21 protein-coding genes are annotated in these 21981 nt (G+C 38.6%); 12 read left to right on the top strand and 9 right to left on the bottom strand.

The genetic code is table 11. The annotated features are described in order from the left end of the window. Positions 1 to 3 precede the first annotated feature (3 nt). The 4 genes from ACYVFA_RS28140 to ACYVFA_RS28125 all read right to left on the bottom strand — a co-directional run bounded on the left by ACYVFA_RS28140 (position 4) and on the right by ACYVFA_RS28125 (position 4777). Positions 4 to 615: a TetR/AcrR family transcriptional regulator gene (locus ACYVFA_RS28140; RefSeq protein ID WP_460475200.1), complete on the bottom strand. Its 612-nt coding sequence runs from the start codon at positions 613 to 615 to the stop codon at positions 4 to 6. A gap of 187 nt (positions 616 to 802) precedes the next feature. Then, on the bottom strand, positions 803 to 1963 hold the full coding sequence (locus ACYVFA_RS28135) for a Gfo/Idh/MocA family protein (RefSeq protein ID WP_460475199.1): 1161 nt from the start codon (positions 1961 to 1963) through the stop codon (positions 803 to 805). Positions 1964 to 1980: 17 nt separating this feature from the next. Then, positions 1981 to 3351 carry a putative oxidoreductase C-terminal domain-containing protein gene (locus ACYVFA_RS28130; protein ID WP_460475198.1) on the bottom strand — a complete coding sequence of 457 codons (1371 nt, stop codon included), beginning with the start codon at positions 3349 to 3351 and terminating at the stop codon, positions 1981 to 1983. Between the two features lie 16 nt (positions 3352 to 3367). Continuing rightward, positions 3368 to 4777 (bottom strand): Gfo/Idh/MocA family protein, encoded by a 1410-nt coding sequence (locus tag ACYVFA_RS28125; RefSeq protein ID WP_460475197.1) that lies wholly within the window; start codon positions 4775 to 4777, stop codon positions 3368 to 3370. A gap of 668 nt (positions 4778 to 5445) precedes the next feature. Here ACYVFA_RS28125 and ACYVFA_RS28120 point away from each other — a divergent pair. Together ACYVFA_RS28120 and ACYVFA_RS28115 are read left to right on the top strand one after the other, a co-directional pair. Next, positions 5446 to 6741, top strand: a complete 1296-nt coding sequence (locus tag ACYVFA_RS28120; protein ID WP_460475196.1) for an APC family permease — start codon at positions 5446 to 5448, stop codon at positions 6739 to 6741. A gap of 100 nt (positions 6742 to 6841) precedes the next feature. Next, the gene (locus ACYVFA_RS28115; RefSeq protein WP_460475195.1) at positions 6842 to 8749 is read left to right on the top strand and encodes a B12-binding domain-containing radical SAM protein; all 1908 of its coding nucleotides are present in this window, start codon (positions 6842 to 6844) and stop codon (positions 8747 to 8749) included. Between the two features lie 9 nt (positions 8750 to 8758). Here the strand turns inward: ACYVFA_RS28115 and ACYVFA_RS28110 are convergent, their stop codons facing one another. After that, positions 8759 to 9127 (bottom strand): LytR/AlgR family response regulator transcription factor, encoded by a 369-nt coding sequence (locus ACYVFA_RS28110; protein ID WP_460475194.1) that lies wholly within the window; start codon positions 9125 to 9127, stop codon positions 8759 to 8761. Positions 9128 to 9431: 304 nt separating this feature from the next. Here ACYVFA_RS28110 and ACYVFA_RS28105 point away from each other — a divergent pair, with 304 nt between their 5' ends. The 6 genes from ACYVFA_RS28105 (at position 9432) to ACYVFA_RS28080 (ending at position 15360) form a co-directional block, all read left to right on the top strand. Beyond that, complete coding sequence (locus tag ACYVFA_RS28105) at positions 9432 to 10946, top strand: hypothetical protein (RefSeq protein WP_460475193.1); 1515 nt, start codon at positions 9432 to 9434, stop codon at positions 10944 to 10946. 61 nt (positions 10947 to 11007) lie between these two features. Next, on the top strand, positions 11008 to 12282 hold the full coding sequence (kynU, locus tag ACYVFA_RS28100; RefSeq protein ID WP_460475192.1) for a kynureninase: 1275 nt from the start codon (positions 11008 to 11010) through the stop codon (positions 12280 to 12282). A gap of 158 nt (positions 12283 to 12440) precedes the next feature. Beyond that, the gene (locus ACYVFA_RS28095) at positions 12441 to 12758 is read left to right on the top strand and encodes an ArsR/SmtB family transcription factor (RefSeq protein ID WP_460475191.1); all 318 of its coding nucleotides are present in this window, start codon (positions 12441 to 12443) and stop codon (positions 12756 to 12758) included. 180 nt (positions 12759 to 12938) lie between these two features. After that, on the top strand, positions 12939 to 13367 hold the full coding sequence (locus ACYVFA_RS28090; protein ID WP_460475190.1) for an SRPBCC family protein: 429 nt from the start codon (positions 12939 to 12941) through the stop codon (positions 13365 to 13367). Between the two features lie 280 nt (positions 13368 to 13647). Beyond that, on the top strand, positions 13648 to 14670 hold the full coding sequence (locus ACYVFA_RS28085) for a tetratricopeptide repeat protein (protein WP_460475189.1): 1023 nt from the start codon (positions 13648 to 13650) through the stop codon (positions 14668 to 14670). A 48-nt stretch (positions 14671 to 14718) separates the two neighbouring features. Further along, entirely contained in the window at positions 14719 to 15360 is a 642-nt protein-coding gene (locus ACYVFA_RS28080) for an MBL fold metallo-hydrolase (RefSeq protein ID WP_460475188.1), read from the top strand. A 1-nt stretch (position 15361) separates the two neighbouring features. On the opposite strand, the gene ACYVFA_RS28075 is transcribed toward ACYVFA_RS28080, so the two are convergent. Beyond that, positions 15362 to 15754, bottom strand: coding sequence for an iron chaperone (locus tag ACYVFA_RS28075; protein ID WP_460475187.1), 393 nt, complete (start codon positions 15752 to 15754; stop codon positions 15362 to 15364). Between the two features lie 136 nt (positions 15755 to 15890). Between ACYVFA_RS28075 and ACYVFA_RS28070 the strand changes: the two genes are divergently transcribed. The 3 genes from ACYVFA_RS28070 to ACYVFA_RS28060 all read left to right on the top strand — a co-directional run bounded on the left by ACYVFA_RS28070 (position 15891) and on the right by ACYVFA_RS28060 (position 17618). Beyond that, entirely contained in the window at positions 15891 to 16643 is a 753-nt protein-coding gene (locus ACYVFA_RS28070) for a hypothetical protein (RefSeq protein ID WP_460475186.1), read from the top strand. A gap of 89 nt (positions 16644 to 16732) precedes the next feature. Beyond that, positions 16733 to 17128, top strand: coding sequence for a DoxX family protein (locus tag ACYVFA_RS28065; RefSeq protein WP_460475185.1), 396 nt, complete (start codon positions 16733 to 16735; stop codon positions 17126 to 17128). 25 nt (positions 17129 to 17153) lie between these two features. Then, on the top strand, positions 17154 to 17618 hold the full coding sequence (locus tag ACYVFA_RS28060; RefSeq protein ID WP_460475184.1) for a hypothetical protein: 465 nt from the start codon (positions 17154 to 17156) through the stop codon (positions 17616 to 17618). 78 nt (positions 17619 to 17696) lie between these two features. Here the strand turns inward: ACYVFA_RS28060 and ACYVFA_RS28055 are convergent, their stop codons facing one another. Further along, positions 17697 to 18779: an aminotransferase class V-fold PLP-dependent enzyme gene (locus ACYVFA_RS28055; RefSeq protein WP_460475183.1), complete on the bottom strand. Its 1083-nt coding sequence runs from the start codon at positions 18777 to 18779 to the stop codon at positions 17697 to 17699. A gap of 104 nt (positions 18780 to 18883) precedes the next feature. Then, complete coding sequence (locus ACYVFA_RS28050) at positions 18884 to 20113, bottom strand: M16 family metallopeptidase (RefSeq protein WP_460475182.1); 1230 nt, start codon at positions 20111 to 20113, stop codon at positions 18884 to 18886. Between the two features lie 96 nt (positions 20114 to 20209). Between ACYVFA_RS28050 and ACYVFA_RS28045 the strand changes: the two genes are divergently transcribed. Continuing rightward, positions 20210 to 21337 (top strand): glycosyltransferase family 4 protein, encoded by a 1128-nt coding sequence (locus ACYVFA_RS28045; RefSeq protein ID WP_460475181.1) that lies wholly within the window; start codon positions 20210 to 20212, stop codon positions 21335 to 21337. Between the two features lies 1 nt (position 21338). Here ACYVFA_RS28045 and ACYVFA_RS28040 read toward each other — a convergent pair whose 3' ends face one another. After that, positions 21339 to 21968, bottom strand: a complete 630-nt coding sequence (locus ACYVFA_RS28040; protein ID WP_460475180.1) for a LysE family translocator — start codon at positions 21966 to 21968, stop codon at positions 21339 to 21341. Positions 21969 to 21981: the final 13 nt, after the last annotated feature.

Here is a 21981-nt window from a genome sequence, read left to right as displayed (position 1 = left end):
AAATCAAGGCCTGATGCCATTGAGCACGAATGCCTTGATTTTACTTCTTCTTTTCCTGATAAATGCCTTCATGCCTTCTTCGCCTCTATTCTCTTTGGCTTTTACGTAGGCCATTGTCAGGTAGGGCATCACACATAAGCCGTATATATTCATGATTAGATCTTCTCCGGTTACATCCTCATTCACAGTCCCTTGTTCTTTCTCTTTTTTAAGGATTTCATCTAACTGGAAAGGAATGGTATCTTCTCTTGAATGTGCCAGAAAATGGGCTAATTCTTCTGATTCATTAAATAGATTGACCAGAAAACTGGGTAATCCGGGTTTGGCCTCAAACAAATCACTTACTACTTCTATAATGCCACTCACCAGTGTATCTAAATCAACCTGTTCGCCTATCAGACGCTTCATATGAAAGAAGACCGTGTTAAGTGTGCTTTCCAATATCTCCTGAAAGAGCGATTCCTTGGTTCGGAAATAATAGTGCAACATCGTACGGCTAATGCCTGCTTCTTCAGCAATCTGGGTAGTACGAGTACCTTTAAATCCATTCCGGTGGAAAACCTTCTCAGCAGCTATTAATATTTTTTGTTTGGTGTCGTGATCTATTTTGGGCATAAACTAAATTGTTAGACAAAATTGTTTATAAAAAATTTGTAAAGCAAATTTTTGTCAGTTTTTTGAATAAGAATATTTTTTGAGCAAACAAACCATAAAAAAAATGCCATTGCTACTTAGTATGGTTTGTTCTAAGTAACAATGACAATTTGGTAAAGGTTATAAGAAACCTGTAAAAATCCAAGTATTATCCCGTGATTACTAATTTCTTCGCAAACTTCTGCGCTTTCAATGATAATTCAGTTGCTAAAAAACAATGGTCTTGTGTCATAGCTGTTTCGGTTCTGTTCACAATATCACTTACCAACTGACCGCCGAATGGCAATGGCTCTTTGCTACAATCAATATATTTAGTTTCCTTATTATTAACCAGATACAGGTTATTACCTGTGTCTTTGATAGCAATATCTATATTCTTACGAATCTCAATAAAGCCCTCTGTGCCCAGGATAGTTAATCGGCCATCACCCCAGGTTTTTAGTCCGTCGGGAGTAAACCAGTCTACTCTGATATATCCCGCACCCCCATTTCCTTTTACCATCGCATCACCGAAATCTTCAAAAAGCGGAAACTCAGGATGGTTCACATTCCCTACCTGTGAACTGATAACCTCGCCTTTAGTAGACCCTGTGAAGAACAAAAACTGGTCAAACTGATGTGAAGCAATATCTGTAATGATACCCCCGAATTTACTACGGTCGAAAAACCATTCCGGGCGGGTTTTGGTATTCATTCTGTGCGGCCCTAAGCCAATGGTTTGAATTACTTTACCAATTACACCTTCTTTTATTAATTCACCTGCTTTTACGGTCGCTCTGTTTTCAAAGCGTTCGCTATACATAATCGAATAAATGCGCTTGGTTTCTTTCTGTACTTTTCTTGCCTGTGCCAGTTGTTCAAGGCTTGTAATACCTGGCTTATCAGACATAAAATCTTTGCCATGCTGCATGACTCTTACGCCTAATGGCGCTCTTTCGCTGGCAATAGCCGCACTTAAAACCAACTGAATCGATTTATCTTCCAGAATCTCCTGCTCGCCGGTAGCTTGTTTAACATTAGGATACCTCTTTACATAAGCCGCCATTAAGTCAGGCTCTTTGGCATAAACTGCTACTAGCTCGCCACCACCACGGATGATGGCTTCTGTCATGCCATAAATATGTCCGTGATTCAACCCAATCACCGAAAAACGAATACTTGGTACCACATTTTTATAGATATAAGGAGCTTCGATGGTGCTTGTTTTGGCGGCAATTTCATTCACAAGGCTTGAAGATAGTACTATACCAGCGGTGCCTGTCAATGTATTCTTTAAGAATTTACGTCGGTTGTTCTGATTGTTTTCCATAGTTAAATCAGGTTTGTTTATTGGGTTTTGGTTGCCAGTTTTAAGGCTTGGGTAGTTGTATAATATTTGGCGAGCATATTAGGTACTTCCCATGCAGGTAATTTACCTTGTTTCAGATACTCCAGATACTTTTCTGTAACTCTTCCGAAATGGGCTTCATGTCCTTCTTTATATTTTTCCGGAATCTCTACTTCCCAGCCTTTGGCATTTTTCTTCACACTTACACCTGGATATTTTTTCTCTACTGTTGCCACTGCCTGCAGCAAAGAAGTTTCATATGCTTTATCGCTGTTAATAGGTTCAATATAAAGCGTAGGCTTATAGTTCTGCTCAGCCCCTTGTCTGATAATCAGATTGGCTTTTGTCCCACGCATAATAGAATAATGCGTATCGCCACCACCTTCAGGTGCCTGATAAGCCCAGATAACCGAAGCCTTGGCATGCACACCTTTGATCTGATAATTGATTTCGCCATTACAGTAGACCTTTAAAACATCATTTACTACATCTTTTTTCAGATAATCAGGAAACCCTTCTGTTTTGGTGATAGTTTTAAACTGATTCAAGGTCATATCAGTAGTCCAGTGGCGGGCGCTTGTCAGTTTAATATCTTTCTGATAATCAATTAATTGCTCAGGAAAACATTCCCATTGAATCAGGTCTACCAGGTGCGTGTTTACATCTACAATTCCTTCCCCCTGCTGCGCAATATCCATAAACCATGATGGGCGGGTCAATACACTACCAGATACATATTTATAGAAATGATGCACACTTTCTTTCGTTACGGCAGGGTTTTCAGGTGTTCCTTTTTCCAGTTTCCCAAAAGCCGCAGGCAACATTGAAAACTCCCTTTGCAGCATAGTAGAAATCTCATAACGCTCGGTCATGATATCGTAAAGCAATACCTTTTTCTGAGCGGCTGTGGCAAAGGTCTTCTTCAATTTATCAAAATCATTACCATTGATAATCATAGGTTTATCAGCCAAAACGTTCAATCCGGCATTGATTGATTTTTGTACATAATCAGCTTTGATACGATTATTCCCCGCAATCACCACTACATTTCCTGCTTTTTCAGCTAGCATTTTTTCAAAATAATCGGTGCCTGTATACACCTTTTCTACCCATTTCGTCGGGTTATCCGCACGTTTATTATAACCCTCGATTCGTTGCAGGTGAAAGTCTAAATCAGCTCCTTTCGGAGCATAGACACGCACTTCCGGACTTACTTCGGGATACATATTCTTCTGTACCAGTGCTGCATGAAAATGGCCGGGGTCAAGGGTAATCAGTTTGATTTCTTTTGAAGTCTGGGCTGCTATTTCTTGATTGATTCCCATAATTAATGCGAGAGCAAGCCCCGTTGCTAACTGTTTTTTTCTCATCAGGTTGAATATAAGGTTATTTACTAACTTTTATGGCATAGGCACTTCTTTGTGGTCTTGATAAGAGTGCGTTAGCTTCAGTATCATTATTCTTAAAACGCTCGGTTTTCGGATCCCAGTACAATTTTCTTTTCAGCTTCATGGCTGCGTGATGCAATAAACAAGCGGTACATGATCGATGCCCGATTTCAGCCGGAGCAATAGGCTCTTCACGAGAAGCAACACTTTCGAGCCAGTTGCCATGGTGATCATTACTAACTGGCAAATGCAATTCATTCGGACCGATTTCAGACGTAATAATTTTAGGGTCGCTGGCATCTAATTTCTTAGCCGCATTCTGTTTCGCTACCGGGTCACTCGAAGTCACTGCTCCGTCACCACGAGAAACAAAAATCCATCCGTCTGTTCCTTCAAATTTAATTCCGTTTGGAATCTCATTACTGATAATCATTTCTACTCCGTTGTCGTATAGTGCATGAGTAGTAAAAATGCCATGTACATTCCATAAACCGCTTGTCGGGAAATCAGCTTTACCCCAAATCTCAGTTGGCCCTGAGTACTCGGTATCCATACCCCAGTGGGCAATATCAATATGGTGTGCGCCCCAACCTGTAATCATTCCGGCACCAAACTGCTCACAACGTAACCAACCCGGACGGTCGAAACCAACATTTGGATGAACACGTTTTTCAGTGTAATACACTTCCGGCGTTGTACCCAGCCACATATCATAGTTCAGGTTTTTCGGAATCGGCATTTCTGCTTCTTCGTTTCCTGATGGATCGCCTGGTAAACCTACATATACTTTCTGCAATTTACCTATTCTTCCGTTTCTTACCAACTCTACCGCATATCTGAATTGCGAAGTAGAGCGCTGCTGACTACCAATCTGTAATATTCTACCAGATTTCTTCACGGCATCAGCCATCATTCTACCTTCCGAGATAGTTAAAGAAGCTGGCTTTTGTACATATACATCCTTTCCGGCTTCAACCGCATGAATCACAATTGGCGCGTGCCAGTGGTCGGGTGTGCTGACAATGACGGCATCAATATCTTTATTAAGCAATAATTCTCTGTAATCGCCATAACCCGTTACACCCTTAAACTCTTTGCCAGTCTTTTTGGTATAATAGCCATTGACTAATTCCTGAGCTGATGTTACACGATTGCTGTCTAAATCGCACACCGCCATAATCTGGGCGGTGTCATGTTTCCAAACGCCAGGCATATCGTGCCCGCGCGAGATTCTTCCTACACCTATTGCTCCAATATTAATTCTGTTGCTTGGGGCATTTTTGCCAAAAACAGAAGAGGGAACTATGGTTGGAATTCCTGCTAATAAGGTACTTCCGGCTAATACGCCTTTACTACTCAGATCAAGGAATTTTCTTCTCGAAATACTATTGTTTTTTTCGGTAGCCATATTTTTATATGAATGGTTGAATAAAGTATTGATAAAATGAGATTTATGTAGCTGGAATGCCAATGTTTAATAGTGGATTGATGAGATTGAAAATAAGTATAGCTTAAGGATTGGTGATTCTGAAAAAAATACAATTAATACCTGTTCCTGTTTGTTTGATTAAACTTCTCGAACTATTGGTTTGAAAGCAAACTCAAAAGAATATTACAGTTATTTTTGTATTAAACAAAGAGTTTTTTGTCTATTTTTTGTAATTTGATATTGATTTCTATCGGTTTCGTTTTCGGAAACGTTTTCGATAGTTTTTGTAAACTTGTAAAAATTATAGATTTTTTTAGTTGTTTAATTTTAACCAGAATTGAGATTGATTAGGATGAGATGGAGCTAAGAAGACTGAGGCATTAGAAAAGTATAATTTACGGGTTTGTTGTCTTGAACTTTGATTTAGTTGATTTAATGATTTCGCTGAAAATCATATTAATAGGCGGACGCTGCGCAGGTCAATCATAGTTCAGACAATTACTATGTGAACCTCTGGTTCACGGCGAACTGGAAGCGACTGTCGCACGGTTCGCCGCACAATGCTTCATTTAAATCAGTTAAATCAAAGTTCAAGACGAATTTTTTTCCTACTTTTCAGAACAAACAATCCTTACTACCCTAAACTAATGGAAACCGACAAGCTCAAGAGAGAAATTGATATACTAGGCCTGGCTGCTAATACCATCAATATGATTATTGGTGCAGGGATTTTTATTCTGCCCGGCTTGGTGGCTGCCTATCTTGCCGAAGCCAGTATAATAGCCTATATTTTCTGTGGTATACTGATGTTCACTATCGTCTTGTGTTTTGCAGAAATCGGTAGCCGTGTGACTGTTACCGGAGGTGCCTATGCTTATATTCACGATGCCTTTGGCGACTTTGCAGGCTTTCTGGCAAATGCCCTCTTCTGGTTCGGCACAGGGGTTTTGATAAACGCAGCCGTAATTAATGCTATGGCCGATATGCTGGCTGTCTATATCCCATCGCTGCAAATACTTGTTTACAGAAGCCTGTTTTTTATATTGATTTTTGGAAGTTTTGCCTGGATCAATATCAGAGGAGTGAAATATGGTAATTCGATGGTTAAAATCAATACGCTTGTCAAGCTGGTGCCTTTGTTATTATTGATTGTGGTTGGCGTTTTTTATGTTTCTGTTGATAACCTTAAATGGCAGGCATTGCCTAAGTTTTCTAATATCGGAGGCGCCTCCTTATTATTGTTTTTTGCTTTTGGTGGGGGAGAAGCTGCCCTGAGTGTAAGTGGCGAAACCAAGAATCCCAATCGGGTGATTCCGATGGGTATCTTGTTGGGAATGGGTGTTGTGATTTTGCTTTATATGATTATTCAATCGGTAGCACAGGGTGTTTTAGGCAACGATTTGGTGAATCATAAAGATGCACCGCTTGCCGCAGTAGCCGAAAAGATTTTCGGGCACTTTGGCGCTACCTTGATTACTATCGGTGGTATCATTTCTGTTTTCGGTTCCTTAAGTGGTTCCATTTTGTCCTATCCCCGGGTATTGTTTGCAGGGGCACAAAGTGGATGGGCTCCGGCATTTATAGCCAAAGTTCATCCAAAATATGCTACACCTTATTGGGCTATTATTATATATACCATTCTGGATTTTATATTTGCTGTTACGGGTGGCTTCAAGCAGTTAATTATCATTGCCAGTGCTTCTTTGTTAATCATCTATCTGGGTGTGGTGCTGGCAGTTGTAAAGTATCGTTTTATCAACAAAACCTCTGCTAAAATTCCCTTCAAATTACCTTTCGGGTTATTGATCCCAACCATTGCAGCTATTTCGATTCTATGGTTTTTATCGAACCTTAATTTATCTGAATGGATTGGTGTAGGCGTTGCCATCCTGTCGCTCTCGGCTATCTATTTGATAATGAAATCGTTAAAACGTAAGGATTGATTTCTGCTCATGGGACTTTTTTGTTGATTTTTTTGTTCAATACTGGCGGATACCCGAGGGAATAGCAGATTTTCTCGTAAAAATGCGTTAATTTTGTAGCATGATTATAAGACCGGAAAGACCCATAACAGATTGGCTGCCACTTACTTTGAGTGAAGTGGAAAAAAGAGGTTGGGACGAAGTAGACGTTGTACTCGTTTCAGGCGATGCCTATGTAGACCACCCTGCCTTTGGCACGGCTGTTATCGGGCGTATTATTGAAAGTGAAGGATTCAGAACTGCCATTATTGCCCAGCCAAACTGGAGAGACGATTTGCGCGACTTTAAGAAATATGGTCGCCCCAAATACTTCTTTGGTGTAACAGCAGGTTGTATGGATTCAATGGTGAATCATTATACAGCCAATAAGCGTTTACGTTCGAATGACTCCTATACACCGGGTGGTGAAGCAGGCTATCGCCCTGACTATGCAACTACGGTTTATACCAAGATATTAAAAGAACTCTATCCTGATGTGCCTGTATTGATAGGGGGGATTGAAGCTTCTTTGAGACGTGTAACTCACTACGATTATTGGAAAGACCAGTTAATGCCCTCTATTCTGGCTGATTCGGGGGCAGATTTATTGGTGTATGGCATGGGTGAGCAGCCTTTGCGTGAGATATTGAAACTGGTGAAAAAAGGTGTTCCGCTCAATACCATCAGAAATGTAAATCAGGTTGCTTATTTGCAGGATAGCACAGAGGCTTTGCCTGACGATAGGGGCTGGAATACAGTTGAGCTGGCAAGCCATGAGGTTTGTCTGAAAGATAAAATCAAATACGCTTCTAATTTTAAGATAGTAGAGGTAGAATCGAATAAGTGGCAGGCCAATCGTATTATTCAGAAAATAGCTGACCAGACATTGGTGATTAATCCACCGTTCAAGATTATGGACGAGAAAGAGATTGATCAGTCGTTTGATTTACCTTATACCCGATTACCGCATCCCAAATACAAAAAACGTGGGCCGATTCCGGCATACGAAATGATTAAGTTCTCGATTAATATGCATCGGGGCTGTTTTGGGGGTTGTAGTTTCTGCACCATCTCTGCCCATCAGGGTAAATTCATTGCATCCAGAAGCGAAGAATCTATACTGAAAGAGGTTGACCAGATTGTGCAGCATCCTGAGTTTAAAGGGTATATCTCTGATTTAGGTGGGCCATCGGCCAATATGTACCGAATGAAAGGTAAAGATGAATCAATCTGTGCCCGTTGTCAGGCACCGAGCTGTATTCATCCGGTTATCTGTTCTAACTTGGATACTTCACATAAACCATTAACCAAAATTTATCAGAAAGTAGATGCTCACCCCGAAGTGAAAAAAGCTTTTGTGGGTTCAGGTATACGCTATGATTTACTGGTGGATGATTTCAATAAAAATAACCAGGATGGCAACCATGACGAGTACATGGAACAGTTGGTTACCCGTCACGTATCAGGCCGTTTAAAGGTTGCGCCTGAACATACCTCTGACGACACGCTGCGGGTAATGCGTAAGCCATCATTTAAGTACTTTAAGAAATTCAAGCAGAAATACGATAAGATTCAGGATAAACATGAGTTGAAACAACCGCTGATTCCTTATTTTATCTCGTCTCACCCGGGTTGTGAAGAAGCCGATATGGCCAATCTGGCTGCCGAAACCAAAGATTTAGGTTTCCAGCTAGAACAAGTACAGGACTTTACGCCAACGCCTATGACGGTAGCCGAGGTTATCTATTATTCGGGCGTGCATCCTTATACCTTACAGCCAATCAAAACGGCTAAAACCAAAGAAGAAAAACTGGCGCAAAACCGTTTCTTCTTCTGGTATAAGCCCGAGTTTAAAAGCTGGATTCGTAGCCGTTTGCACAAACTCAACCGTGCTGATCTAGCCGAGCGTTTACTATCCCATCCGAAAAAGAAAACACAAGAAAACGAACCTGGTGGTGCGGTGAAGAATAAGAAGAAAAGATTCAGGTGAGAATAATACCTATGACTCGTAGGTTTCATCTGCTGATAAATCAAACGACTTTAAGTTGGCTATAGTATTACCAAGTTTTTCCAACAGAACCTCCTTTTTACGTCGTGAGACTAAAACGGAGGTTTTGTTTTTTAATACTGCTTTGTTGGCCTCCAGGGTCTCAATGTGTTGCAGATTCACCAGAAAAGAACGGTGGGTTCTATAGAAGAAATTAGTAGTAACGAAGCGTTTTTCTAATATACTTAAGGTAGTGGCTACCAGAACTTTTTTCCCGTCTTCAAACATCACAAATGTATAATTATTATCCGCTAACAGAAAAACTACTTCTGCCGGATTTACTTTTTTACGACCACCAATGGCTATTAAATGCGTTTCCATGATTTATATAAAGGGTTTTAAGTAAAGGTTAATACAAACAAAAGAATGTAAAGTGTGTTTTCATGTATAAATAATCAGGTTAATCAATTGAGCGGATAAGGTATCCGATTAAGGTTAGAAAGCGTATCTTTTAAAGAAATAGCAGATTGAGATGTCAAATATGTAATTACCTGATGGGAAATCTTTTGCAAAACCTGCTTTGCTAAAAAAAAAGTTTTGCAAAACCTTTTGCAAAAGCGTATTTTTAAGAAACTTATTCCATGAAAAGGGCTATTGAATAATGCTACTGAAAGACAAGGTGTATATGTTTGAACTGCGTGAGCAGTTTTTACAGAAGATTATAGATGAGTGGGAGGTAAAATGGCAGGCAGACTTTGACGAATTTGTTAGTTTCGAAACCCTCAAAAGTAAGAATGCCTTTTTAGAGTCGCTGCTGGCTGATATAGAACAGAATTTATATGAGCAATTAAATGGCGAAACAAAAAAATACTTATTCAGTAAAGATTTTCTGCGGAGATTTATTTTTGAGTACGGGGGCAAAGAGGTTCGTATTCAGACACACTCCCGGACAGCTATCGCTTTATATTTAGGCTACAAAAACTGGGCGGACTTCATAGAACAAAATAAAGACCTGGAAAACCAGACTGTTAACATCAACTATGTTAATGTAGACCAATCTCTTCTTCCTGCCTTAACCCAATCTCAATTACTTCGGCTAAATAATGAACCTTATACTATTTTTCAGGAAGTAAAACCCGTATCTACGAAAAAATTTCTTAAGATTCTGTATAGTATAGTAGCGCTGGCATTGATTGGCTTGGGCAGTTATTTTCTGTTCAATTGGTGGATAACCCGTCCTTTTTCTGCAGATGAGCTCAAGAATATACAATTTAAGATTGTCAAAACAGTAGGACAATACCCACAAGCCGTCCGTATTGTTTATGATCTTGGAAAAATAAAAAGAGTAAAAAATGTAGAAGTTGAACTAGGAGTAGGGCGTGTGGTAACTATTAATAATACGATCGGATACATTACAAAAAGTAATAAACTAAGAGATACCATTTCACAAACTTATTTTTATCCGGGTGTTTATCGGTTAAAATTGATCGTGAATAATAGGGTTATTAAGGAGTTTAATCATATCGTTTATTCACAACCTGATACATGGGCAGCCTGGGGAAATGGATTGGCTTATGAAAAGGCCTGGACAACCAATATCAGCACAGTGAAGAACTATATTAAAGACGGTGTTTTTCATTTTGACCCTAAAGAACTACGGAATGATCTTAAAAATGAAAATGATTATAACAATGCTATCCATGCACTTACCCAGGATTTTGGCATAAGGATGGATAGTATGAGCTTTGAAGCCCGAATGAAAAATCCTGAAAGCGAAGGGGGAGAAGGTTGTTATAATATGGAAATGGTAGCAATTGACAAAAACTTTAATTTTGCGTATGCAGGCTTTACTATGGTTGGTTGCGCAGATTTTGCCAAACTATCCATCGGCGAAACCGTTTTCAGAAGGATTACGCCTCATCCGGGGAAAAATTATGATTTACATGAGTTTGGCTTGAATCAGAATGAATGGAATAATTGTAAAATAAAACTCCTGGGGAATGTAGTGGAAGTCTTTATCAACGACAAGCTGGTCTTCAAAAATACCTTTGAAGGGAGTAAGACGTTTACAGAATTAGTGGATCTTCGCTTTACTTTTAATGGGGCAGGCTCTATTGATTGGATAAAAGTCTCCAACTCTTATAACGGCAGAATTGTCTATCAGACCGATTTTGATGAAAAAGAAAAACCCCGAAAATAGGGTATTACTGTAATTATCGAAACTTATACACTTCCCCCTGACCTAAAAAACCTCTTCGTCAATGATTAACGAACTATACCAAAAAGCCTTTGAACTGGATAAGAAAGATGAGCTATCTCATTTCAAAGAAGAATTTATTAGTGAACCCAATACGATTTATCTCGATGGTAATTCTTTAGGAAAGCTACCAAAGAAAACCATTGAACAAACTAATAATCTAGTAACGAATCAATGGGGCAAAGGACTGATACGGAGCTGGAACGAACATTGGATAGACCTGCCTCAAAAAACAGCAGCCAAAATAGCCCAAATTGTTGGCGCCCAACCCGATGAAATCTTCGTAGGTGATTCTACCTCGCTCAACCTCTATAAACTGGCTTTTGCAGCTTTAAGCCTGAATTCATCCAAAAAGAAAGTCATTTCTGATACCCTTAATTTTCCTACTGATTTATATATCTTACAGGGCTTGATTGAGCAACAATTCAAAGACCATTCTCTCAACCTGATAGAAAGCCAGGATGGAATTACAGTTGCTGAACAAGCCTTTGAAGAGGCGTTAGATAGCAATACAGCTTTGATTGTATTAAGCCATGTGGTTTTTAAAAGTGCCTTTATGTATGATATGCCACGTATAAATGCTTTAGCGCATCAGAAAGATGCCTTAGTCATCTGGGATTTAAGCCACTCAGTCGGTTCAGTACCTGTTAATATGAATGAATCGGAGGCTGATATGGCTGTGGGGTGTACTTATAAATACCTCAACGGCGGGCCGGGTGCACCTGCATTTCTATATATCCGCAAAGATTTGCAAAAGCAATTACAAAGCCCTATCTGGGCATGGTTCAGCCATCAGACACCTTTCGATTTCAGCCTTGATTATCAACCTAAAGATACCATCCAGCGCTTTGCAGTGGGTACACCCTCCGTTCTCTCACTAGCCGCAATAGAATCGGGTCTGGATATTACCTTAGAAGCAGGTATAGATCGACTGCGAGCCAAGAGTCGGCAGCAAAGTGAATTCCTGATTGAATTGATTGAGCAATTATTAGTGCCATTAGGTTTTAGTATTGCTTCCCCCCTTGATGTCAACCAGAGAGGTTCCCATATTTCCATCCGTCACCCTGAAGGCTATCGCATCAGCCAGGCCATGATTAAGCCCCATGATGAGTCAAAAGTGATTATTCCTGATTTCCGTCCACCCGATAATATCCGATTAGGCATTGCTCCTTTATACAATACTTTTACTGAGCTGGTAGATAGCGTAGAGCGAATCTGGAAGATTGTAGCAGAAGAGCAATATAAAGAATATAGTAGTGATAGAGCCATTGTAACTTAAAATCAGGTATCTGTAAACTTTAACACACAGCTTCTTTTCCTACTCCAAAATCTTCTACTCATTGAACACGAATAGCTAAAAATTAATAAGAAAAATTTGTGTAACCGAATTGTTACAAATATATTCGTAGCTGATTGGTTACATAAACGAGATTGACAATGAGAAGAGACGTTTTTCAGGCCATAGCCGACCCTACCAGAAGAAATATTATTGGCTTGATAGCCAACCAGACCATGAACCTGAATGCCGTGGCTGAACAGTTTGATATTAGCCGCCCTGCTATATCCAAGCATATCAAGATATTGACCGAATGCGGTCTGATTGTTATTCGCAAGGAGGGAAGAGAGCGCTATTGCGAGGCAAAACTCGATAAGCTGAATGAGGTATCAGCATGGGCAGACCAGTATCGTAAATTCTGGAACAATAAATTAGATGCTTTGGATGATTTCTTAAAAAATCAGAATGAAGTTGTTTAGGATTTTCGTTACTTTTTAAAAATAGTGGTGTTTTGAGCGAGTCAAATCAAATGATGAAAACATAGCAGAGCTATGGTTGAAATTATTTGATGCAGGCGTAGCCAAAACAACACATTTTTAAATGAAAGGAATAATCCTAAACAACTTCAATAGTTAAATTCACAAAAACAGCACAGAAAAATGAACAATCAAGCTATTAAAATCGAACGGGTGTATGATTCTCCTATTCAAAAAGTCTGGGCAGCTCTCACCGAAAACGCACAACTGAAACAATGGTATTTTAACTTTGAAGATTTTAAACCCGAAGTAGGCTTTGAATTTAAGTTCTATGGCGGCCCGGATGATGGGAAACAATATTTGCATGTATGCAAAATAACAGAAGTGATTGAAGAAAGAAAGCTGGCTTATAGCTGGCGTTACGATGGCTATCAGGGCGATTCGCTGGTAAGTTTCGAACTATTTCCTGAAGGAGATAAAACAAAACTGGTACTCACACACGAAGGTCTTGAAAACTTTGACCAGTCAAACCCTGATTTTGCAAAAGGCAACTTTGTGGAAGGATGGACATATATCGTGAATACCGGATTGAAAGAGTATCTGGAGAAGTAAAACAAATTATTTTTAGCTCTATTCTCTGCAAAATAGGTAGAGAATAGGGCTTTTAGTTTTCTCAGAACTTCGAGTATAAATATCTTCTTTACGTTTAGGTAATATGTGAAATTTGACTATTTTTACAAAAGGCCATTTTAAATGACATTCATTTTCATTTAATAATTTTATCAACTCAAACCATTACTAATAATTTACTTTGGTAAAGATTAATTTGATATTCAAATATTATCTAAAACCTAAAAGTGTAGTGGCATAAATTCTTATAGAAATTTTTTTAATGAGCACAGCTTTAGAATATTGCAATGAAGGCTTAAAGCTTCATTTAGAGAATGAGTTCGAAAAAGCAATCGAAAAATACAAGTTAGCTATTGAGTTATCTCCTCGTAATAGCCATATTTATTGTTCCTGGGGATTGGTAATTTCCGATTTTGGAAAGTCTTTAAATGATAAGGAACTTCTTGGAAATAGTATTGAGAAATTCAAATTAGCTATTGAAATAAATCCTGATAATGGTTCTGCTTATAATGGTTGGGGAATTGCTCTTTCTAATTTAGCCGAACTATTAAATGATACAGACCTTTACAGAGTTAGTTTTGAAAAATACGAATTAGCTGCTGAGCTAGATCCAACCGATGAGAGTATTTATATGAATTGGGGAATTGCTCTTTCTAATTTAGCCGAACTACTAAATGATGCAGAACTTTATAGAGCTAGTTTTGAGAAATACGAATCAGCTATTGATTTAAACCCAACTGATGATGATACTTATACCAAATGGGGAATTGCCATTTGTAATTTAGCAATATTAATAAGTGATGAAAATCTATATCGTTCGGGTTTTGAAAAATATAGATTGGCTACAGAATTAAACCCCAATAATAGCGTCGCTTATAACAATTGGGGAGTAGCTATTTGTTATCTGGCTGAATTGCTAAATAATGAGGAGCTTTATAGCGATAGTTTTAATAAATTTCAAGTTGCTGTTGAATTAGATTCAAATGATAGTGATACTTACAATAATTGGGGAATTGCTATCGCTAGTCTGGCAAGGCTAACAAACGATACTCATCTTTTTGAAGAAGCTTTCGAAAAATATCAAAAAGCAGCAGAATTAGGTGGACAGTCGTATAACTTAGCATGTGGATATGCTTTAAAAAAAGACAAAACACAAGCGTTAGTTTATCTTGAAAATAGTCTTGAAAATAAAGAACAATCTATAGAGTTTATCAAGAAAGACGAAGACTGGCAAGAATACCTAACTGACCCAGACTTCATAAATCTACTAGAGAAATACAGTTAAACTTATTTTCTTCCTAACTTTACCCCCACAATTCCTGATAGATAGCTAATGATACATATCCATTATTTTACATTTTCGCCATTTTCCGAAAATACCTATGTGCTGTGGGATGAAACCAAGGAAGCCGTAATTATCGACCCGGGTTGTCTGGCGCAATATGAGAAAGAAGAATTAGCCGATTTCATTGCAGATAATCAACTGATAGTTAAACATCTATTGCAAACGCATACCCATCTCGACCATGTTTTTGGTAGCGCCTATGTAAAGCGTAAATTTGGCGTAAAGATGCTTATGCATGAAAAAGAATTGCCTGTCCTCAGAGACGTAGAAAGCCGTTGTAAAATATGGGGTATACAAGGCTACGAGCCTGTTGAGGCCGATGGGTTTATTAATGAAGGCGATACTATTAAATTTGGCAATGCTGAGTTAGAAATTCTTTTTGTACCCGGCCATGCACCTGGTCATATCGCTTTTGTCAACCACGCACAGAAATTTGTTATTGGTGGAGATGTATTATTCAGAGGAAGCATTGGGCGCTATGATTTTCCACTTTCTAGCTATACTGACCTCATGAATAGTATCAATACCAAATTAATGACTTTAGATGACGATTATAAAGTATACCCGGGACATAACGAGCCAACTACGATTGGCCTGGAACGCCGGACAAATCCTTATCTCAATCAATAAATTAAGCTTCGGCTTTTTTCTTACTAGATTTGGTTTTGGCTTTTTTCAGATTTTCATCTACTCTGAATAGCGTAATCTTTTTTATCAGGTCGTAGGGGATAGGTTCATCTAACTGAAATTGGATAGAACCTTTGCCTGTTTTATAGGGTGCCAGGTCTTCTTTAAATGCCTCTGTTCCGGTAGGTGCCGGATAAAACCCTATATGATTTTTAAATGCCGCAAAGTGCACCAGATTCCCATTCAATACAAAAGTCGGCATGGCATACTTAATATCTTCTTTGGCCTCAGGTGCACAAGTCTGAATAATAGCTCTTACTTTCTCTAAAATCTGCTGAACATCTTCAGGGAAACTACCGATATATTCTTCGATGTTTTTTGCTGCGTTGTTTAACATAAAAGTGGGTGTTGGGAGTATATTGGAAATTGTAATTGGGTTATTCAAAGATAAGGAATTTGAAGAGAAATTTTAGTTAAGAAGAAAATATATAATCGTAATTTGCGCGAAAAGAATTTAAACTAATGAAGCTGTGATGAGTACAAATTACTTAGAAAATCTCAAAATCTTACGACAAAAAATCCCGGTAGGAATGGCTCATGCGCTGAAGATTATTGAAGCCACAAATGGAGATATTGAGCAAGCCGAAAATATTCTAAAGCAAGAATATATAAATAATCTGGTAGAGAAAACCAGAGCCCCTAAAGAGTTGGTGGAGGAATGCCTAATAAAAAACAGTTTTGATATTGAAACCTCGCTCAAAGAAATTGAAAGTAAAGTATATAGCAGTACGGAATTAATTTTTAAGTATTATTCTAAAGACAAACGCAGAGGAATTACACTGATTTTGGACGTAATAGAAAAAAAGATAGAAGCCAATGTTAAGGAGGAGCAAGATATAAGAGTGTACGGTTGGTTTAACTTCGAGTTATTTAAAATGTTGGATTCTACGCAGTTTTGTTTCGCTACTGTTGCACAATGGCTTTTTTTTGAATATTGCGAAGACTTTGATAGTGCCATACATTATCATACAGATATAGTGACAGAGCATATTGAAAAAAAACTTGATTTACCTGAATTAGCCAATAATATAAAAATATGCAGAGAAAGAAGTTCGTATTTTAATAAAAAGTATAAGAACAAAAAAAAAGGTTTTTTATTAGCTCATGACAAAATAAGAGAAGACGCTTTATACATTAAGGCTAAAAAAAACTACTTTGATCAGGAAGAATTGCTAATAGAAACGCTTTATAATTTTGTTAAAACACATATCGGTCAATTTCCATAAACTAAATTAATATATTAACTTCAGACTTTATGTTGCCTTCTATTATATTTGATTATTCAAGCGTAAGCTAGACCTAGACTAATCCTTCAATGAACATTAACAATACTTTCTTGTTACGAATAGCCATAGCTATTATCCTGATTATGCACAGCGTACCTGGAATGTTGAATAATGGGATAAATGATTTCGGTAAGCATTACCTGAACGAAGCAGGCTTTGCTCCTTATGGTGTTTTGTTAGCGTGGGCAATCAAACTTTCTCATGTAGTAGCAGCCTTCTGTCTGGTTTTTGAAAGATATGTCAAATGGGCATGTATCGTCACCATCATTATCCTGATTGCAGGCATTGTCATGGTTCACATGAAAGAAGGTTGGTTTGTAGTAGGAGGGGGTAGAAACGGCGTGGAATTTAACGTTCTGATGATTGTGGTGCTGTTGACGGTTATGTACCCTAGTGGATTGAAAGGGAAGATGACTAAATTATAGTGAGTTTCTATTCAACTTTAAATAAATGCGTAATTCATTTGGAATATTTGATATACAAACAGACAATATTGATACTGTTGAATCATTTAGAGGGAAAATATTCAGAAAAGGCGATAAAATACTGATACCAATTATTAATGTTGGAATTAGTGAACATACATTAAACGGTTCGAAAAATCTTCAATTCATTGATTACAGCTATCTGCTTTTTCAAGAAGTAATTTCTCTTGAATGGAACGTTGGATATATAGCTGAAGACCTATTTTATATAGGCGCTACAAATATAGTTTCAGATGAACAAGGTGAATTAGCAATAAAATGTAGCAGGGCTTATATTGTTCTAAAAGCAGAAAGCAAAGTTTCTACAAATATGTGGATACCTGTTAATACGCCAAATTTTAGACCAAATCTCAATATCAAAGATATTGAATATTTCTTGAATGATAATTTTGAGTCAGCCTTACAGGCTATTTGTTTGAACTTTGATTGACCTGATTATTTTGATTGCTCTGATACTATCAATGAAATCAGGTCAATCAGCTAAATCAAAGTTCAGAACAATCATAACTTACTCCAACTTCTTCAACTCCTTCAATAAATTATCCACTTGTTCAGGGGTATTCGAAGGGAAGTTTGAGATACGTATCTGAGAGTCTTTATTGGGGCCATAGCCGCTACCCAGAATCATGTTTTTCTCTTTCAGCGCATCAATAATTACTTTTGATGGTTTGGTGGTATTGGCTACTATCACCGTTTTTGAACGATGCTCAGGGTTTGTAACTGCAATACTGCAAAGACTGCTGGTTTCAAGATATTTATAGATTTTCTTCGCTTTCTCGTCTGTTTCTTTTCTGATGGCATCTATCCCTGTTTTATTCATATCTTCGGCTACTTTGCCTAAGAGATAAATGCCCAGCACATTCGGGGTAGCAGGGGTTTCAAAGGTTTCAAAGTTTTTCCAGAGCGTAGGTAGGGTATGATGCGCACCGATGTGCATGCCATCTTGCTTGGCCAGTTTTTTGGCTTTGTCCAGACATTTTTCATTGGCAATCCATACGCCTAAGCCTGCAGGTAAACCAAATGCCTTTTGTACCGAGAAGAAAGCCGTATCAATCAAATCTAAATCTAATTCCGGGATTGGGGCTGAAGATACCATATCAACTGCTACAAATCTTTTCTGGTTGCTGCGTTTCAGCTTATGAATATCCGCCTCACGCATTTGTACGCCTGTGCTGGTTTCATTCTGGGTAGTACAAATCAACTCGGCATATTCGGGTACTTCTATTTCGGCATAGCTAAAGCCTTCGCCAATGGGTTTCTCTTGTTTATGGGCAAACTTATTGAGGCTTCCAGCATATTTATAGAATTTCTCAGAGAACGAGCCATTCACCAGATGGAAACTTTCGTGTTCTACCATATTCAATAAAATACGTTCCCATACCTCTGAGGCAGAACCTGTGAAGAAAATACCTGAAGACTCAGAAATACGCATCAGAATCCGAAGATTCTCGACACAATGCTGATAAATTTTTCTGAATTGTCCGCTTCTATGAGAGATGGAACCGATTTGTTCATCAACAGCTTGTTTAAGAAATTCCTCAAATTTGGGATATAGTTCGGCTGGACCGGCAGTAAAATATATATTTTTCATTGCGCCAAGAGTTTCAAGAAAATCAAATGTAAAAAAAGTCAGTGAAAGGCTGATTCAACCCATCGTAAATGCTTAAAAAAGTATAATTCTTTCTTGTTATGTTTTTATTCAGGCAAGAAAGTCAGATAGCTCAACTGGTTTTCGTCAAACATTTCCTGGGTAATCGTTTGCAGTTCTTCTGCTTCAATTTTGCGTATTTCAGAGAAGATATTTTCCAAGGATTCTACTCGTCCCAGATCCAATACACTCTTTGCCATCATCAACATATAGCTCTGGTTACTTTCTTCGGCCATAGCCAGTTGCCCCATCAATTGTTCTTTGGCTGTGTGCAGCTGCAATTTGCCCAGAGGTTTGTCTTTTAGCAATTGCATTTCTTTCAGAATAAGCGAATTCGCTTTTTCAAGATTGGCCTTATCCGTAGCAAAGTAAATACCCAGAAAACCAGTATCGATAAACGGCGAGTAACTCGCATCAATGCCATAGACCAAACCATATTTCTCACGCAAAGTCATATTCAGACGAGAATTCATTCCCGGCCCACCGAATAGATTTACCAGCATAAAAAACGGCAAACGGCGTTCATCAGTCAATGAATAAGACGGGCGACCAATCGCACAATGTGCCTGAGTAATGGTTTTGGTAATATTAACACTTTGCGGCAGATAGCTTTGCGGCGGTGTACGCTTTAAGTGCGTTTTACGCGGAGGTATATCTTTCAGGTATTTCTCAGCAATATGAACCGCTTTTTTGAATGGGATATTTCCGACAATGGCAAACACAATCTTGTCGGTATCCATATTATCGTTAATGAACTGTTGTAAACTCTTACGGGTAAAAGATTTTACACTGTCCTGCGTACCCAGAATATTAGCCCCCAACTGATGGTTTGCAAAGACAATACTATCGAAATCATCTTGTATGGCATCCTCTGGTGAATCCTGATACATCGACATTTCTTCTAAAATCACGCCTCTCTCTTTTTCAATCTGATTTTCAGGGAAAATCGAATGAAAAGTAATATCAGCGAGTAATTCTACCGATTTTTCGAAATGATTATCTAATACAGAGGCGTAAAAACAGATTTTTTCTTTGGTAGTATATGCATTTAATTCACCACCTACAGATTCTAATCGATTAATTATATGATAAGATTTACGCTTTTTTGTACCTTTGAACGCCATGTGTTCCCAGAAGTGGGCCAGACCTACCTGATTGGGTTTTTCATCACGGCTACCCATGTCGAGCATTAGTCCGCAGTGTACTATCTGTGTATAAGGTACCTGACGGTGTGCAATGCGAATACCATTGGGTAATGTATAAATTTGATATTCCATAGAGCCCCAAAAGGGAAAAAATATTGAGTGTTATTTGGGGCATTACTAAACATCAGCCCCAATGATTATTTACAAAATTAATGAAAAGATAGTTCAATGCGAATAGGTTTTGATGCAAAGCGGGCTTTTAATAATTATACCGGACTCGGTAATTATAGCAGATTCATTATTGAAGCGCTGCTTGAACACGCACCGGCGCATCAATACTTTGCCTATACACCTAAAATCAAAGGCAACTGGCACAATTCATTGGCTGATTTTCCGAGTAAACTACAAGTCAAACTACCCGTAGCCTACGCCAGTCTACCATCTGCTTTATGGCGAAGCTGGTTTATCGCCAAAGATTTGCAAAAGGATAAAATTGATATTTTTCATGGGTTAAGCAATGAAATACCTTATGGCCTTAAGAAAGCCGGTGTAAAATCAGTAGTAAGTATTCATGATTTGATATTCCTGCGTTATCCAGAACAATATCCCGCCTTTGACCGATTGGTGTATCAACGTAAATTCAGATATGCCTGCCAGAATGCTGATGCGATAGTGGCTGTAAGCGAGCAAACCAAACGGGATATTATCGATTTTTATCAGGTCTCTGCCGATAAGATTGAGGTGATTTATCAGGGATGCCAGCCTACTTTTTGCCAGAAAATACCTGACAAGACAATCATTCAACAGGTATTGCAAAAGTACAATATCCAAAAACATTACCTTTTATGTGTAGCTTCTTTTACTGAAAGAAAAAACCAATTGCGCTTAATTAAAGCATTTCAGCAATTGCCTACAAAAGAACATAATTTAGTTCTGGTAGGAGGGCAATCGAAATATCAGGATGAACTGAAACAATATGTGCAGCAATCAGGTATTCAAGACCGCGTACATTTTCTGACCGGCGTACCAGCCGGAGACTTACCAGCACTCTATCAGGGGTGTTCTTTATTTGTATATCCTTCGTTATTCGAGGGCTTCGGAATACCAATTATAGAAGCACTACATAGCGGTGTGCCGGTAGTGGCAGCCACAGGCTCATGTCTGGAAGAAGCCGGGGGAGAAGGGGCTTTATATGCCAATCCTTTAGACATAAATGATATAGCCGAAAAAATGCATCATGTGCTTACCAGCGAAGCCTTGCAGAATCGATTAATCAATAAAGGCTCGGAGCACGTAAAACAATTTGCTGCCAAACCCATTGCTGAACAGTTAATGAAACTCTATGAAAGACTATAGCTTATTTCTTCAAAGCAATATGAAGGCCTAAACCTACCAGCATCGCACCAGATACCTTATTCTGCCATTTCCAGAATTGTTGAAATTGGGTTAGCTTGGCTACTACTTTGCTGAATAATAGAGCAATTAATACATTCACTACAGTGCCCGAAACATTAAACCAAAGCCCTAAAGCCAATATCTGAGTAGTAACATTCTCTGCCTGATTGTCTACAAATTGAGGCAAGAAAGCCAAAAAGAAGAGCGAAACCTTCGGATTCAATACGTTAGTAATAGCCCCTTGTCGCAAGGTTTTAAGCGATGAGTCTTTATGTACTTGTCCTTCATTGACAAGCATGGTCGATGGCTTCTCCAGGAAACTCTTAATACCAATGTAAATCAGATAAGCTGCTCCGGCATATCGAATCAGATTAAATAAAAACTCTGATTGGCGGATAATGAGTGATAGACCGATCACTGAAGCAAAGATGTGTACAAAACAACCTACTCCAATGCCCAAAGCAGCAAAGATACCTGCCTTGGTGCCATAACTCAGGCTGCGGGTAATGACAAACAGCATATCGTTACCAGGCGTAATGTTCAGCATCAAGGCTGCCAAGGCAAATAGGAGGAAGTGTTGTAAGTCGGGCATAAGGCTTCAAGGT

Source organism: Emticicia fontis (assembly GCF_054779675.1).
Note: the sequence above shows the minus strand (reverse complement) of the source record. Positions and strands in the feature narration are given on the sequence as shown.

Excerpts from the sequence above, each read along its gene's own strand:
- ACYVFA_RS28055 (WP_460475183.1), bottom strand. The coding sequence starts at position 18,779 with ATGAAAAATATATATTTTACTGCCGGTCCAGCCGAACTATATCCCAAA.
- ACYVFA_RS28045 (WP_460475181.1), top strand. The coding sequence starts at position 20,210 with ATGCGAATAGGTTTTGATGCAAAGCGGGCTTTTAATAATTATACCGGA.
- ACYVFA_RS28040 (WP_460475180.1), bottom strand. The coding sequence starts at position 21,968 with ATGCCCGACTTACAACACTTCCTCCTATTTGCCTTGGCAGCCTTGATG.
- ACYVFA_RS28060 (WP_460475184.1), top strand. The coding sequence starts at position 17,154 with ATGCGTAATTCATTTGGAATATTTGATATACAAACAGACAATATTGAT.
- ACYVFA_RS28120 (WP_460475196.1), top strand. The coding sequence starts at position 5,446 with ATGGAAACCGACAAGCTCAAGAGAGAAATTGATATACTAGGCCTGGCT.
- ACYVFA_RS28095 (WP_460475191.1), top strand. The coding sequence starts at position 12,441 with ATGAGAAGAGACGTTTTTCAGGCCATAGCCGACCCTACCAGAAGAAAT.
- ACYVFA_RS28050 (WP_460475182.1), bottom strand. The coding sequence starts at position 20,113 with ATGGAATATCAAATTTATACATTACCCAATGGTATTCGCATTGCACAC.
- kynU (WP_460475192.1), top strand. The coding sequence starts at position 11,008 with ATGATTAACGAACTATACCAAAAAGCCTTTGAACTGGATAAGAAAGAT.
- ACYVFA_RS28125 (WP_460475197.1), bottom strand. The coding sequence starts at position 4,777 with ATGGCTACCGAAAAAAACAATAGTATTTCGAGAAGAAAATTCCTTGAT.
- ACYVFA_RS28070 (WP_460475186.1), top strand. The coding sequence starts at position 15,891 with ATGAGTACAAATTACTTAGAAAATCTCAAAATCTTACGACAAAAAATC.
- ACYVFA_RS28080 (WP_460475188.1), top strand. The coding sequence starts at position 14,719 with ATGATACATATCCATTATTTTACATTTTCGCCATTTTCCGAAAATACC.
- ACYVFA_RS28140 (WP_460475200.1), bottom strand. The coding sequence starts at position 615 with ATGCCCAAAATAGATCACGACACCAAACAAAAAATATTAATAGCTGCT.
- ACYVFA_RS28085 (WP_460475189.1), top strand. The coding sequence starts at position 13,648 with ATGAGCACAGCTTTAGAATATTGCAATGAAGGCTTAAAGCTTCATTTA.
- ACYVFA_RS28105 (WP_460475193.1), top strand. The coding sequence starts at position 9,432 with ATGTTTGAACTGCGTGAGCAGTTTTTACAGAAGATTATAGATGAGTGG.
- ACYVFA_RS28110 (WP_460475194.1), bottom strand. The coding sequence starts at position 9,127 with ATGGAAACGCATTTAATAGCCATTGGTGGTCGTAAAAAAGTAAATCCG.
- ACYVFA_RS28090 (WP_460475190.1), top strand. The coding sequence starts at position 12,939 with ATGAACAATCAAGCTATTAAAATCGAACGGGTGTATGATTCTCCTATT.
- ACYVFA_RS28135 (WP_460475199.1), bottom strand. The coding sequence starts at position 1,963 with ATGGAAAACAATCAGAACAACCGACGTAAATTCTTAAAGAATACATTG.
- ACYVFA_RS28065 (WP_460475185.1), top strand. The coding sequence starts at position 16,733 with ATGAACATTAACAATACTTTCTTGTTACGAATAGCCATAGCTATTATC.
- ACYVFA_RS28130 (WP_460475198.1), bottom strand. The coding sequence starts at position 3,351 with ATGAGAAAAAAACAGTTAGCAACGGGGCTTGCTCTCGCATTAATTATG.
- ACYVFA_RS28115 (WP_460475195.1), top strand. The coding sequence starts at position 6,842 with ATGATTATAAGACCGGAAAGACCCATAACAGATTGGCTGCCACTTACT.
- ACYVFA_RS28075 (WP_460475187.1), bottom strand. The coding sequence starts at position 15,754 with ATGTTAAACAACGCAGCAAAAAACATCGAAGAATATATCGGTAGTTTC.